A 13,977-nucleotide genomic window follows, 5' to 3' on the forward strand; every position below is an offset into this window, starting at 1 on the left:
GACGGACGCCCTGAAGATCGGGGCCGCGGTCACGGTGCTCACGGCCGAGGTCCTCGTCGCGCTCGCGCTCTTGGTAGTCGCCTTCGGGTGAGAATCGACACCGGGGACGGCACGCTCCTCGTAGTCGGAAAACGGCTGAGGGGAGTAAGCCCCCTTCTGTTCGTCCGAGTATTCGGCTGAGCGTCCGCGCCGTCGTTCGGGCTACCTCGACGCTCGACGTCGAGACGCCGAGCATCGCGGCGTGGACTTGCACCGGCGAGGATTCGCCGTTCCATCCGTTCTCTCCCGTCGGGTGGCTTCGCCACGCACTCGGCGGTGTGTACCGCCTCGTTTTCGTCCCGACGAGGTCGGGACGCTATCCCTCGGTGGGTCAACTCTCCGTTCCTTGCTGCGGCGCGAGCCGCTTCGGGTCGGGATTCGCACACCTCATCGGTCGGGGAGAGGGGTCTCGTTTCTGTTCCAGAGCCAGCGGTCTCCCGCTCCGGACTTGCGCCCGGTCGCCTGCCCGAACGGTGGGGGGACTTTCCTCACGGGGGCGCGTGCGCGCCTCCGCGGGAACTCGGCTCCCTCTGCCGAGCGAACGTAGCACCTCGTAGGGTTTAAGAAATTCGGTGAAACGACCGAAGAAATCGGGCGTTACTCGGCTCGCAGGGCGGTATTACCTCGTGATAACGCAACCCACATGAAACGTAGCGGGAGATTTCCGCGTTTAGTATTGAAGGGAAGACTTGAAGGTGCTACCTGCCCTATCGGTTTCTGTATGGCACAGGCTCAGGCAGTAACTCTCTCCTACGAGGATGGCACGCGGGCCGTCGAACTCGCACGGGAATCCGTCGAATCCTACGTCATCAACGGGCAGCGCGAGCAGCCCGGTAGCATGCGCGAAGCGTTCTACGCCCGGACGGGCGTGTTCATCCGACTCTGCTCGACGCGCGGACGTGGCCGACTTCGGGGGTGCGACGGTGCGTACGAGGGCACGGACCAACTCGGCCATCTCATCGTGGATTCGGCCATCAGCGCGGCCAGCGACACGTCGTGTGGCTCCGAGGTCGAGGAGGCAGAGCTTCCGAACCTGAAGATATCGGTCTGCGTCGTCCGCGACACCCAGTTCACGGAGAACCCCGTAGATGACATCGAACTCGGGACCCACGGCGTCGCAATCGAGGGGCGAGGGAACCAAGCGTGGATGTACCCGACCCTCCCCATCGAGAACGAGTGGAGCGTCTTCGAGTACCTGGACCGGACCTGCCGGAAGGCGGGGCTTCCGAAGGGGGCGTGGGAGGACGACGACGTGATGGTGACGCTGTTCGACGGACAGGTCTTCACCGAGCGCGAACCGGAAGGCACCGTCGAAGAACTGTAAGGGACCGCGTTTTTCGATACTTTTGCATCTCGCCGCCGAGCGGCGCGTCGCTACGTTTCGTCTCGGAACCCGACCGCCTCGGCGTCGGCCAGCGCGCGCTCGGCCGCCGCGTCCACGTCGAACTCCCGCACGAGTTCGCCGTCTCGAATCAGGGGTTCGAGCAGGGCCTCGCCGCCCTCGGGGTCCGCGCGGTCGGCCAGTCCGACGTGGTGGCCGCCGTCGGGCGTCCGGAAGACCGCCTTCTTCCCCGAGAGTTTGCCGCGCTTGGCGACCAACTCGCCGTCAACCTCCACGATGTCGAGCGCGAAGTCCAGCGGGTCGGCGTTGCTGACGTGGCCGCCGACGCCGAACCCGTCGGCGAGGTCCCGGAGTTCCCGTAGGTCGGCGGGACCCAGTCCGCCGCTGACGAAGATCTCCACGTCGTCGTGGCCCCGCGCGTCGAGTTCCCACCGGACCTCCCGGACGATGTGTCGGAAGTCCCCGCGCCGGGAACTCGTCGTGTCGAGGCGCACGCCGTCGAGCGCGTCGCCGAGCGCCTCGGCGGCGCGGACGCTCTCGTCTTTCTCGTCGGAGTAGGTGTCACAGATCGCGATGCGCGGGACCTCGGGGTCCACCGTCTCGTCGAAGGCTTCCCACGCCGCTTCCTGGTCGCCGAAGGCGATGACGAGCGCGTGGGGCATCGTCCCGCTGGCCTCGCGGCCGAGAACTTCGCCCGCGGCGACGTGCGAGATGCCGTCGAATCCGCCGACGAGCGCGCCCCGTTCCACCATCGGCGCGATAGCGGGGTGGACGTGGCGCGCGCCGAAACTCAGGACCGACGAGTCGGGCGCGGCCCGCCGCGCTTCCAAGGCCGCGGTGGCGACGCCGCTCTGGTGTGACAGGAAGCCGAGCAGCGACGTCTCGTAGCGCGCGAAGTCGAGGTAGTCGCCTTCGATTCGCATCACGGGACCGCCGTCGAACAACTGTCCTTCGCGCATCGCGTCCACGTCGATGGGGAGTCCTTCGAGCAGTCGGGCGGCGTCCTTCAGTCCCGCGAGCAGGTCGAACTCGCCGGTCGGGAACTGGTCCTGCGTGACCTCCGCGACCACTCGCGGGTTGCGGTCGGCCGCCTCCAGCGTCTCCTCGGTCCGGAGGAAGTAGGCGTCGGTCGCCGTCCCGTCGCGGATGGCCGCCTCGGACACCACGTCGAACCCGTCGCTCATCGCCGCCACCTCGGGAGATTCATGCTCGCACGTACCTCCGCCGGAGCGAAAAAGCTCCCGCTTGCCGACCGTCGCTCAGTGCGAAGAAAAAACGGAAGCGAGTCGTCTACGCCGCGGGTGCCGCGCCCTTCCGGACGTTCGAGAGTTCCGAGACCGAGGGAGCGTTCACGACGACGACCGTGTCGCCGGTCCGCTTGACGTAGAAGGCGTCGGAGAACTCGTTACCGCTCGGGATTCTCCACGTGTTCGTCCGGCCATCGACCTTCTCGGCACCGTTGTACTTCAGGACCTTCCGGTAGCCCGTGACGAACTCCTCGGCGTCCTGCTCGGAGTCCCAGACCGACTTCCAGACGTAGCCGGTCTCGTTGTCCTTCGCCGCGTCGTTGGTGTAGACCGCGAGTTTGTCGCCGTCCCACCCGTTCGAGTAAGTGCTGTTGTAGTTCAGCGGGTCGATGGGGTCGAGTTGGCTCGAACCCTGCTGGCGGTTGAAGAAGTCCCGCGCGGGGACGATCTGGGTCTGCTGGTTGCTGGCGTAGAAGGGGTACATGAACATCGACATCATGCCCGCTTCGCCGACGCTCGCGTAGTTCGGCCGGTTCGGGAACGTTACGCGCTCCCAACCGTCGCTCGCGCGATTTTCGATGGAGAACTCGGCGGGCGAGTCCTTACCGTACTTCTCGGGGTGGATGACCTGCTCGGTGCTCTTCGGCGGGTTCTCGTAGAGGTCGTTGACCGCCTGCCAGCCGCCCCGTTTTTTGATCTGCTTGACGAACGCGGGCCCGTCGCTGTAGGGCTGGTACTTGATGAGGTACGGACCGATGTTGGCGAGACCGCCGCTCCCGCTCGACCCAGACGGGGCCTCGGGCGTCAGGCAGTCGCCGTTCCACTGGTTCTGACACCGCTGGGAGTAGAGGTAATCGACGTAGTTCCCGTCGCCCTCGATGACGCCGTCCTTGGCGTTGTGGAGCTCGCGGGTGGTCTGGTTGAACGACGAGAAGTTGAACTTCTGGTCCTGCAACGCGTGGAACAGCTCTTGGGAGAGGGTTATCTCGTCGAGTTGGGGCGTCGATTCGTTCTCGGAGATGACGACGATCTCCTTGTTCGTGGGGTCGTAGTAGCCGCCGACCGACGACCCGGAGTTGCTGTTCTGAACGCCGAGCGAGTCGGTGGACTCGTTTATCATGAACAGCGATTCGTACTTCGCGTTGTCGAACACCCGACGCGCCTCGGAGGTCCCGCTGGACGACTGGTTCGCGCGGAACTCCTCGCGGGTCATGATGTGGACCGGAACCCGCTCTTCGAATTCGAGCTTCCGAATTCGCTCGACGCGGGCCATCGAACGGGAGACCGTCTTGTTGAGTTCGGTCTCGTTCAGGCCGTCGTCGGGTTCCACGTCGATGGTCTCGTTGTACCAGAGTCCCGACTCCCAGCCGAGCGTGTCGGTCGCGGGGTCTTCGGGCTTGACGACCGCGTCCTGCTGACCGGTCGTGTCCGACCCGGAGTTCGGCTGGGTCGTCGGTGCAGTCGTCGTCCCGTCCATGCCGGTCGTCGTGCCCGCGCCGGGGGCCTGCGAACAGCCCGCGACGACGAGCATCAGCACGACCGCGATTGCCAGTATCGTGCGCATTTCCTGTACACCTACCGTGGGACTACACCGACAAAAACCTCTTGAATGAATGCTGAAAAAAGTCCGGACGGAACCGGACGCCCCGAAAGTCCGGAGGAGCGCGGTCTCCGGAAAACGTTTTCGGCGACGAACGCCTACGGTCGGCCATGAGCTTCGACCCAGATTCGACCGCGGTCGTCGTCGTGGACGTACAGAACGGCTTCTGTCACCCCGAGGGGAGCCTCTACGCGCCCGCCAGCGAGGCGGCCCTCGGGGACGTGACCGAAGTCGTCGCCGCCGCACGCGACGCTGGCGCGTCGGTCGTCTACACCCGCGACGTGCATCCCCCCGAGCAGTTCGAGGGCAACCACTACTACGACGAGTTCGAGCGCTGGGGCGAACACGTCCTCGAAGGGTCGTGGGAGGCCGAACTCCACGACGACCTCGACGTGCGCGAGGCCGACCACGTGGTCGAGAAGCACACCTACGACGCCTTCTACCGGACCGACTTGGAGGGGTATCTCGACGCCCACAAGATAGACGACCTGCTCCTCTGCGGGACGCTGGCGAACGTCTGCGTCCTCCACACCGCCGGGAGCGCGGGCCTGCGGGACTACCGGCCCGTGCTGGTCGAGGACGCGCTGGGATACATCGAGGAGGACCACAAGGAGTACGCCGTCGAACACTCGGACTTCCTGTTCGGCGAAGTGACGACGAAAGACGAAATCGAGTTCGAGTAGTGAGCGACGACCCCGAGTCCGGGAGGACGAGCGGGACCAGCGGACGAAAGACGAGTACCGCGAGAAACACGGGTAGCGCGCCCGACGGCAGCCCGCAGTCGGCGCGTCACTCGCCGCGCTCGAAGTGAACGTACTGGAGCGCCTGCCGGATGCAGTAGTCCTTCTCGACGGGGTCGTCGGCCGTGAGCGCGTCCGAGAGATGTTCGAGGGCGTCGGGGCCGGCGGTCGCGGTCACGTCGTCGGAGTCGCCGTCGGCGCGAGCGAGTAGGTCCGAGACGAGTTCCGACCCGACGTACCGGACCGTCTCGGTCCGGGAGTCGTACTCGACGACGTCCGCCTCGTCCAGTTTCGCCACGTCCTTGTGGTGGAGCGCGAGCGAGACCGACTCGAAGTCCTCGTCCCGTCTGTCGGCCACGTAGCGAGCGAGGTCCGTGACCGTCGCCACGTCGTCCGAAGTGCGCAGGAAGTACTGTACGACGCGGCGTCGCCGCGGGTCGGCCAGCGCGGTGAACGCGTCGTCCAATCTGGACGGGGAGACCTGCGTCTCCGCCTCTCTCTCCCCGTCGCTCCGCCTGCCGCTTATCGTGTCGGTGGAACCTTCCCCTCTCACACTTGGAGAGAGGGCCACTCGGCGGTTGTACTTTCGCCCTCGAAACGAAGGCTAGCGGGAGTGATACGTCGATAGCGACCGTCGCCCCGCGGTACGTCGCGCCGTCGCCGTTGCCCTTCGCGGTGGGGACCGGGCGCGTCCTTTCCGTCGAAGGAAATCGCTCGCCGGCGAGACGGTCAGCGAGTCAGGCGCAGTTCGACCGTCTCGCCGACCGCGAAGTCCGCCTCCGGGCAGACGAGTTTCGCGCCGATCGCCTCGCGCGCGAAGAAGAACGAGAGTCCCGTAATCGGCGTCCCGTTGGCCACCACGGTCACGTCGTCCCACGCGACGGTCCGGGACTCGGCCGCGCCGATTCGACGGTCGAAGAGCGAGACCGTGGCGGTCGCTTCGCGTCCGCCCCCGGCGGCGTCTCCGATTCCGGAGACGCCGCCGCTCTCCGGGGCGTCGACGATACCGTCGTCCGAGGTATCGATGACACCGCCACCCTCGTAGTGCGGGAGACCGCCGTCCAGAACTCCGGCGTCGGGTCCGCCACGGTCTCCGTCGCCTCTCCTCGCCGCGATACCCGCGAACGCCTCGCCCGGAGCGGGGTGGTCGGGCGCGTCGAGGACGGCGTAGGTGTCGCCCGCCGCCACGACCGTCCCGCGGCCGTCCCACGGGACCGCGGCGAGTTCGACCTCGGGGGCCAGTTCGACGGGGAGCGACCCCGAGGCCCGGACGGGGTCGGCGTCGCGGTCCCGGAACCCGAGGTGAACGTGGTTGTCCACCCACGGCGCGAAGAACCCGGAGCGAATCATCTCGCCGAGCGAGTCGCCGCGGGCCACCTCGTCGCCGGGTTCGACCGCCGGTTCGACGTGGAGCATCCGCGCGAGGTACTCGCCGGTGTCCACGACGACGAGGTGGTCGTCCGATTCCGCGTACGCCTTCGACGGCGCGGAGACCGTCCGGGCGGCGACGACTTCGCCGGCGACGGGACTCGGCGCGGCGGTCTCGCGCGCTCGGTCCGCGTCGCGTCCCTCGCTCGCTTCCCGCAGTTCGCTCCCCTCGCGCCAGTCGCCCTCGTGCGGGTAGAGGTCGATGGCGCACCCCTCGTCGTGGGCGGCGTACGGCGAGTTGTACAGCGAGAATCGCGGGAAGTCGTCCAGTAGCTCCGGGCCGACCGTGACCATCGGTCGCCTCTCGGAGACGCGAGGGTTTAGGTACTCCGGATGCGAACGGTCGGGCATGCGCGTACTCCGCGGCCGGGCGGCGGGTCGGGACGCCGACCGCGACGTCGTCGCGGCGATGCTCGAACGGGCCGCCGAAACCGGCGAGGCGTCGGTCCGGGTGTGGCGACCCCACCGCCAACTCGCCTTCGGGCGGCGCGACTCGCGGGCCGACGACTACGAGGTGGCCAAGAAAGTCGCCGACGCCTGCGACTTCCCGCCGGTCGAGCGCTCGGTCGGCGGGCGAGCGGTCGCCTACACCGGCAACACCGTCGCGTTCGCCAACGTGGTCCCCTTGGCCGACATGCGGGTCGGGATGGACGACCGCTACGAGGAGACCACTCGCGCGGTCCAGCGCGCCCTCTGGCGACTCGGCGTCCCCGCCTCGCGGGGCGAACCCGAGGCGAGCTTCTGCCCCGGCGACTACTCGCTCCAGCGCGACGGCAAACTGGTCGGCGTCGCCCAGCGCGTCCGGAAGAACGCCGCGCTCGTCTCGGGCGTCGTCGTCGTCCGCGACCGCGAGGAGATAGCGGGCGTCCTCGACCCCGTCTACGCCGCGCTCGACGTGCCCTTCGACCCGGATTCGGTCGGGAGCGTCGCCGGCGCGGGCGGTGACGGCGACCCCGAGCGCGTCGCTCGGACTATCGAGGACCTGCTGGTCGGCGACCGGCCCGCCGAAGTCGAACATGTCGGCGACGCCCCGGACGTCGAACCCGCCGACTGAGGCCCTTCTGCGCGAGGACTGCGACCCTTTCGAGGACGTTTCTACTCCGATTCCGGCGGTCGATTCCGGAACAGTTCATACGCCACCGTCGATTCCGGAAAGTCTACGACGTCGAAAGTACGAATCGGGACGCTTAGGACGCCGACCCCCCAATCCCCGACCGGAATGCTCACCATCCGGAACGCGACGCTCGCCGACGGCCGCGAGGTGGACGTGCGAATCGACACGTCCGCGGGCCGCATCGCGGGCGTCGGCTCGACGCTGACCCACTCGGGCGACTCCATCGACGCCGACGGGAAGCTCCTCATGCCGGGGATGATAGACGCGCACGTCCACTTCCGCGAACCCGGCTTCTCCCACAAGGAGACGTGGGAGACTGGCAGTCGGTCGGCCGCGGCGGGCGGCGTGACGACCGTCGTGGACCAACCCAACACCGACCCGCCGACCGTGGACGGCGCGTCGTTCGACCGGAAGGCCGAGTTCGCCGAGGCCTCCTACGTCGATTACGGCATCAACGGCGGCGTGACTCCGGAGTGGGACCCCGAAGCGCTGTTCGACCGGCCGACGCTGGCGCTCGGCGAGGTGTTCCTCGCGGACTCGACCGGCGAGATGGGCATCGAGGAGGACCTGTTCCGCGAGGCCGTCGAAGCGGCGACCGACGAGTACCGCGTCGTCACCGTCCACGCCGAGGACGCCGACCTGTTCGACGAGGAAGCGAGGGAGCGCGCCGGCGACGACTACGACGCGTGGAGCGCCTACCGGACCGCCGAGGCCGAGGCCGCGGCGGTCGAGCGCGCGGTCGAAATCGGTGCCGAAGCGGACGCCCGGATTCACGTCGCCCACACCAGCACGCCGGAGGGCGTCGATGCCGCGAAAGCGGGCGGTGCGACCTGCGAGGTGACGCCCCACCACCTCTTCCTCTCGCGCGAAGACTACGACGAGTTGGGTACCTTCGGGCGGATGAACCCGCCGCTCCGGAGCGAGCAGCGCCGCGAGGCCGTCTTCGAGCGCGTGGCGGACGGCACCGTCGATATCGTGGCGACCGACCACGCGCCCCACACCCGCGAGGAGAAGGACGCGAGCGTCTGGGACGCGCCCAGCGGCGTCCCCGGCGTCGAGACCGCCCTGCCGCTCCTGCTCGAAGAGGCCCGGAAGGAGAACCTGAGCTACGAGCGCGTCCGGGACCTGACCGCGGCGAACCCAGCCGACGTGTTCGGCCTGACCCGGAAGGGCCGCATCGAGCAGGGGCTGATGGCCGACCTCGTGCTGGTCGACCCGGACGCGAGCCGCGAGATTCGCGGCGAGGACCTCCACTCGAAGTGCGACTGGACGCCCTTCGAGGGCATGCGGGGGGTGTTCCCCGAACTGACGATGGTCCGCGGGAACGTGGTGTACCGCGACGAGTCGGCCGAGTACGAGGGCATCGACGCCGACGGGGAGTTCGCTGAAGCGGTCGGCGAGAACGTCCGCGGGTAGCGACCCGGACGGGACTCCCCGAGACCGTCGGGACTTTCCCCGGACTCTCCGCCGACGGTCCCCGGCGAACCCGGAACTCGATAATTTCCAAGCTGGCGGACGACGAGCCAGAAATAATCGTGACGTTCCGGGTCTGATGTGGATTTTTCAAGAACGCTTATCCACTTCTCAAACTCAGAATTGAAAGAGTTGCCCAGAAGAGCGCAGTTATGTGTAGATAGTCCGTAGTAGTCGTCGGCGGCGCGCTCCCGCCGACTAACGCACTGTCAGCCAACCGCCAACCAGAAGGGTACTCGTCCGCCGACGTACTCGACGCGGCGTCTGCTCGGACGCCCGTCATCCACTTTTGACGCGCCCTCGTCCGTACGACGGGACCGACTAGTTCGCCGACTATCTCGCCGAGACGTGACCGTAGCAACGGTAAAGAAACGTCTGGTTTGTCGAAACGAACGTGTGGACACTTTTAAGAACGAAAGGCGTCGTTCAGCGAGCGAGTGCGGTTCGCCGTGTGGTCTTCCGTCGCTCGGTTCAGTCGGCGATGCCGTCGCGGAGGACCGGCGCGAACGCGTAGCCGACCGCGACGACGGCCAACACCGCCGCGAACAGTCGACCGGGTTCCTGGCTGGCCTGCCAGACGACGAACGCGAGTCCGAGGCCGACCGCGGCAGCGAGGCGCGTAGTTTCGTTCATGTTCGGACGTACGGAGTCCACAACTTAAAACCGGCTTACTCCAGCGGGGCTACGCGAGACTTCCGACGACCCACGTCGCTACCATCGCGCCGACCATTCCGCCGAGACCGACGCTCCCGAGTAGCGCCATCGCCTGCCGGGAGTCGGCCTCAGACCAGTCGGACCTACCGCCGAGGTGTCGCTGGAAGTTCTCGATGCCCTCGCCCGCGAACACCGACCCCGACCAGCCCAGAATCGAGAAGCCGAAGACGAGCGCGCCGACGGCGAAGATTTTCTCGCTGGCGAACGCGACGGACTCGCCGGTGAGAACGAGAGCCGGAACCGCGAGACCGGCCAGCGCCGCGCCGAGCGCGAGCGCGCGCCCGAGTCGGCGCAGGCGCTCGCGGAGCGTCGGCGCGTCGCCGGACTCCGGCGACGCGCCGTCGGGCGAATCGTGGTGTCGGTGGTCGGCGGTCATGTTCTCGATATCTGGAATCGGTCGTCGGGCGAAATCGCGGTCGTCCGGCGTCGTCAGTCCACCGTCTCGCGCATCCGCGGGTCGAGCGCGTCGCGCATCCCGTCGCCCAGCAGGTTGAACCCGAGGACGGTGATGGCGAGGAACAGACCGGGGAAGAACGACCACCACCAGTCACCGGTCAGCAGGCCCTGATTCACGCCGTTCGACAGCATCAGCCCCCACGAGGGCGTCCCGGCCTCGGCACCGAATCCGAGGAACGAGAGCGCCGCGATGTCGATGATGGCCAGCCCGAAGTTGAGCGTGGACTGGACCGTGATGGGCGCGAGGCAGTTGGGCAGGATGTGGCGGACGATGACGCGGGGGTCTTTCGCGCCGAGCGCCTCGGTCGCCTCGATGTACTCGTCTTCCAGCACCTTCAGCGCGGCCCCGCGGACGACGCGGGCGAACCGCGGCGTGTACACCAGCGTCAGCGCGATGACGACCTTCCAGAGGCCCGCGCCGAAGATGGCGACCAGCGCCAGCGCCAGCAGGAGACTCGGGAACGCCAACAGCACGTCCATCGTCCGCATGATGACGTTGTCCGCGATGTTGCCCTTGTAGGCCGCTAGAATCCCGAGCCCGACGCCCAGCACCGTCGATGCGCCGACCGTGATGGTGCCGTACTTCATCGCCAGCCACGCGCCGTACAGCACGCGCCGGAAGATGTCCCGCGACTGGATGTCGGTGCCGAAGGGGTAGGCGAACATGCCGTACTCGCCGACGATGGCGGTCTTCTTCGAGAGCCAACTCGGCGGCGCGAGGTTGGGGTTGGTACCGATCTGACTCTGCGTGACCGACGCGAGGTCGATGAACAGTCGCGCGTAGAGCGCGATGGCCACCATGGCGAAGATGATGGTCAGACCTGCGACGGCGAGACGGTTCGACAGCAGTTCGGAGAGGAACGGGGACGCGCGGAGTCGCTCCACGACGCCGCGCTGCCCCACGTCCTCGCGTTGTGTTTCCGTACTCATCGTTATTGGTCGATCCGCGGGTCGAGGTAGGAGTAAGTCACGTCCACGAGCAGGTTGACCATCGTGAACAGGAACGCGAAGGTGAGGACGGTGCCCTGCACGACCGGGTAGTCACCGACCTGAATCGCGCTCACCAGCAGGGTGCCGATGCCCGGAATCCCGAAGACGGTCTCGGTCAGCACCGCACCGCCCAGCAGGGTGCCGAACTGGATGCCGATGACCGTCACGACCGGGATGAGCGCGTTCTGGAAGCCGTGTTTCATGACCGTGATCTTCGAGCCTTGGCCCTTCGCTCGGGCGGTCCGCATGTAGTCCTGCCGGATGACTTCGAGCATCGACGACCGCATCATCCGGGAGATGAGCGCCATCGAGTAGATGCCGATGACGACCGACGGCAGAAAGAGATGCATCGCGGCCGACTGGAACGCCGCGAAGTTCCCGCGGACGAGCGTGTCGAACGTGATGATGCCCGTGATGGGAGTGATGCTGAACTCCGAGGCGATGCGGCCGCTCGCGGGGAACCAGTTCAGAACCTGGGCGAACAGGAGGATGAGGAGCGGACCGCTCCAGTAGATGGGGACGCTGATACCGGTCAGCGCGCCGATGCGCGTCACGTGGTCGCTCACCGCGTCCTGCTTGACCGCCCCGAGCAGACCGATGGGGATGCCGAAGAGGATGCCGAGGAACTGGCCGAACAGCGCCATCTCGAGCGTGACAGGGAGCTTGTACCGCAGCACCTGTTTGACCGGCGTTCCCTTCTGAATCTGGTAGGAGTTGCCGAAGTCGAACTGCGCCGCTTCGAGCAGGAACCTGCCGTACTGTACCCAGATGGGGTCGTTGAGTCCGAGTTCCGCCCGGACCTGCTGGACGAACTGCTCGGATGCCCGCTGGCCCGCGATGACGCGGGCGGGGTCGCCGGGTGCCATATGCAGGATGGCGAAAACGAACGTCGCCACTCCGAACAGCACCGGGACCAGGAGTAGGAGGCGTTTGATAACGAACCGCTTGGAAATCATTCACTCGCAAAATTGACCGCAGGGGTCAAAAAAGACTCGTTACGGCGGTGCCCGCACGCGGTGTTGCGGGCCGAGGGGCCGGGTCGAGCCTCGACCGGTCGGGCCGCAAGCGGTCGGGCGTCGGTCGGTTACTTTTCGAGCGAGACCTGCTTCAGGAACGGGCCGCCGATGGGCGCGATTTCGAAGCCGCTGACGCGCTTGGCGACACCGCGCATCGTCTTGGTGTGGTCCAGCGCCACCCACGGCTGTTCCTCGTGGAATATCTTGCCGGCCTGCTGGTACTTGGGCTTGCGCTCGCTCGTCTTGTAGCTCGTCTGGGCCTCTTCGGTGAGTTTCATGAACTCGGTGTTGGCCCACGCCGCCACGTCGAGCGTGTTGAAGTTGTCGTGCTTGCTCGGGTCGGCCCAGTCCTGTCCCTCGGGCACGGCGTCGCGCGAGATGCCAGGGTGGAGCAGGGCGTAGTAGAAGTTGTCCGGGTCGCCGTTGTCGGTCATCCAGCCGAGGAAACACGCGTCGTGCTTGTAGTTCTCGGTGTAGGTGAGGTAGGCCTTCCACGGCATCGTGTTGAGTTCGACCGTGACACCGACATCGCCGAGGTTCGACTTGATGAGTTGGGCGGCCTGCCGCGGCGAGGGGAGGTAGGGCCGCGGGTTCTTCATGATGGACAGCTCGAAGCTGAGCCCGTCGTATCCGGCCTCCTTGAGCATCTTCTTGGCCTTGTCGGGCTTGTAACCGTACGGGTCGAGGTCGGGGTTGTACCCCATCACGCTCTCGGGGATAGGCTGGCTGGCCTGCGAGGCGATGCCCTTGAAGATGGTGTTGACCAGCGACTTCGTGTCGATGGCGTAGCTGATGGCCTGTCGGACCTTCTTGTTCCGGAAGGCTTCGACCCGCGCCATGTTGAACGCCATGTAACCGACGTTGATGCCGGGCATCGAGACGAGTTCGGCCTTGTTCGACCCCTCGATGATCTTCGAGGACTGGGCACCGAGACCGTCCACGATGTCCGCGCCGCCCGAGACGAGCGTCTGGGCACGCGTCGAGTTCTTGCCGACCGCCGTGAAGACGACCTCGCCGACCTTCGCGTTCTGTTCGCCCCAGAACTCCTCGTTCTTGCTCAGGCGGATGCGCTGGTTGCCTTGGTCCCAGTTCTCGAACTTGAACGGCCCGGTTCCGACCGGGTTGCTCTTGAGGTCCGTGCCGTACTTCTTGATGGCCTTCAGCGAGTGGACCTTCGAGCAGAACATCGCCAGGTTGGCGAGGATGGGCGCGTACTGCTGCTTGAGGGTGATGCTGACGCCATATTTTCCGTCCTTCTTGACCGACTTGATCCAGCTACCGAGCGAGTACGGGCCGTACGACGACACGTAGTCCTTGCCGGGGTAGTGCTCGTAGTCCTCGTCCACGAACCGGCGGTACGTCGCCACGAAGTCCTTCGCGGTGAACTCGTCGCCGTTGTGGAACTTCACGCCCTCGCGGAGCGTCAGGCTGACCGTCTTGCCGTCGACGTTCCACTTGGTCGCCAGTCCGGCCTTCAGCGAGGTCTTGCCGGGCTTGAACTCGATGAGGCTGTCGTAAATCTGGTTGGTGACCTTCGCGACTTCACCGCTGGTCGTGTTCTGGAAGTCGAGGGTCCCGGAGTCGGCACCGCGGGCGTAGGTCAGCGTCCCGCCGGAACTGCCGCTCTCCTCGGTGGTCGTCGTGTCGGTCTCGCCACCCTCGGTCGTCCCGCTCGTCGTCTCGGTCGTGCCGGTGGTCGTGCCGTCGCCTTCGCCGCCGCCACCGGTACACCCGGCGAGCGTCGCCGCCGCCGTCGCACCACCGGCCGCTTTCAAGAAACTACGCCGCTTCAAACTGTCATCTGTCGCCATAGGGAAC

13 protein-coding genes and 1 other RNA gene are annotated in these 13,977 nt (G+C 66.6%); 4 read left to right on the top strand and 10 right to left on the bottom strand.

The annotated features are described in order from the left end of the window. Positions 1–133: 133 nt before the first annotated feature. Positions 134–574: RNase P RNA component (rnpB, locus tag M0R88_RS08555), an RNA gene on the bottom strand. A 186-nt stretch (positions 575–760) separates the two neighbouring features. Between rnpB and M0R88_RS08560 the strand changes: the two genes are divergently transcribed. Then, the gene (locus M0R88_RS08560; RefSeq protein ID WP_248656516.1) at positions 761–1,363 is read left to right on the top strand and encodes a TIGR00296 family protein; all 603 of its coding nucleotides are present in this window, start codon (positions 761–763) and stop codon (positions 1,361–1,363) included. 50 nt (positions 1,364–1,413) lie between these two features. Here the strand turns inward: M0R88_RS08560 and M0R88_RS08565 are convergent, their stop codons facing one another. Both M0R88_RS08565 and M0R88_RS08570 read right to left on the bottom strand, forming a co-directional pair. Beyond that, positions 1,414–2,565: a nicotinate phosphoribosyltransferase gene (locus M0R88_RS08565; protein WP_248656517.1), complete on the bottom strand. Its 1,152-nt coding sequence runs from the start codon at positions 2,563–2,565 to the stop codon at positions 1,414–1,416. Between the two features lie 106 nt (positions 2,566–2,671). Beyond that, positions 2,672–4,192 (bottom strand): Hvo_1808 family surface protein, encoded by a 1,521-nt coding sequence (locus M0R88_RS08570; protein WP_248656518.1) that lies wholly within the window; start codon positions 4,190–4,192, stop codon positions 2,672–2,674. Between the two features lie 146 nt (positions 4,193–4,338). Here M0R88_RS08570 and M0R88_RS08575 point away from each other — a divergent pair, with 146 nt between their 5' ends. Continuing rightward, on the top strand, positions 4,339–4,911 hold the full coding sequence (locus M0R88_RS08575; protein WP_248656519.1) for a cysteine hydrolase family protein: 573 nt from the start codon (positions 4,339–4,341) through the stop codon (positions 4,909–4,911). A gap of 106 nt (positions 4,912–5,017) precedes the next feature. Here M0R88_RS08575 and M0R88_RS08580 read toward each other — a convergent pair whose 3' ends face one another. Together M0R88_RS08580 and M0R88_RS08585 are read right to left on the bottom strand one after the other, a co-directional pair. Continuing rightward, positions 5,018–5,521: a DUF7344 domain-containing protein gene (locus tag M0R88_RS08580; protein WP_248656520.1), complete on the bottom strand. Its 504-nt coding sequence runs from the start codon at positions 5,519–5,521 to the stop codon at positions 5,018–5,020. 176 nt (positions 5,522–5,697) lie between these two features. Beyond that, a complete protein-coding gene (locus M0R88_RS08585; RefSeq protein ID WP_248656521.1) occupies positions 5,698–6,747 on the bottom strand; it encodes a DUF8155 domain-containing protein in 1,050 nt (349 codons plus the stop codon). On the opposite strand from M0R88_RS08585, the gene M0R88_RS08590 reads away from it, so the two are divergent. Further along, positions 6,746–7,450, top strand: coding sequence for a lipoate--protein ligase family protein (locus M0R88_RS08590; protein ID WP_248656522.1), 705 nt, complete (start codon positions 6,746–6,748; stop codon positions 7,448–7,450). The two genes, M0R88_RS08585 and M0R88_RS08590, sit on opposite strands and share 2 nt — an antisense overlap. Before the next feature lie 165 nt (positions 7,451–7,615). Continuing rightward, a complete protein-coding gene (locus tag M0R88_RS08595; RefSeq protein ID WP_248656523.1) occupies positions 7,616–8,926 on the top strand; it encodes a dihydroorotase in 1,311 nt (436 codons plus the stop codon). Positions 8,927–9,454: 528 nt separating this feature from the next. Here M0R88_RS08595 and M0R88_RS08600 read toward each other — a convergent pair. The 5 genes from M0R88_RS08600 to M0R88_RS08620 form a co-directional block, all read right to left on the bottom strand. Continuing rightward, the gene (locus M0R88_RS08600; RefSeq protein ID WP_248656524.1) at positions 9,455–9,616 is read right to left on the bottom strand and encodes a hypothetical protein; all 162 of its coding nucleotides are present in this window, start codon (positions 9,614–9,616) and stop codon (positions 9,455–9,457) included. A 49-nt stretch (positions 9,617–9,665) separates the two neighbouring features. Next, positions 9,666–10,073: a DUF7268 family protein gene (locus M0R88_RS08605; RefSeq protein ID WP_248656525.1), complete on the bottom strand. Its 408-nt coding sequence runs from the start codon at positions 10,071–10,073 to the stop codon at positions 9,666–9,668. Positions 10,074–10,126: 53 nt separating this feature from the next. Further along, entirely contained in the window at positions 10,127–11,083 is a 957-nt protein-coding gene (locus M0R88_RS08610; protein WP_248656526.1) for an ABC transporter permease, read from the bottom strand. A 2-nt stretch (positions 11,084–11,085) separates the two neighbouring features. Further along, a complete protein-coding gene (locus tag M0R88_RS08615; RefSeq protein ID WP_248656527.1) occupies positions 11,086–12,099 on the bottom strand; it encodes an ABC transporter permease in 1,014 nt (337 codons plus the stop codon). 128 nt (positions 12,100–12,227) lie between these two features. Next, complete coding sequence (locus tag M0R88_RS08620) at positions 12,228–13,970, bottom strand: ABC transporter substrate-binding protein (RefSeq protein WP_248656528.1); 1,743 nt, start codon at positions 13,968–13,970, stop codon at positions 12,228–12,230. Positions 13,971–13,977: the final 7 nt, after the last annotated feature.

The organism is Halorussus gelatinilyticus (assembly GCF_023238445.1).
Lineage (GTDB): Archaea > Halobacteriota > Halobacteria > Halobacteriales > Haladaptataceae > Halorussus > Halorussus gelatinilyticus.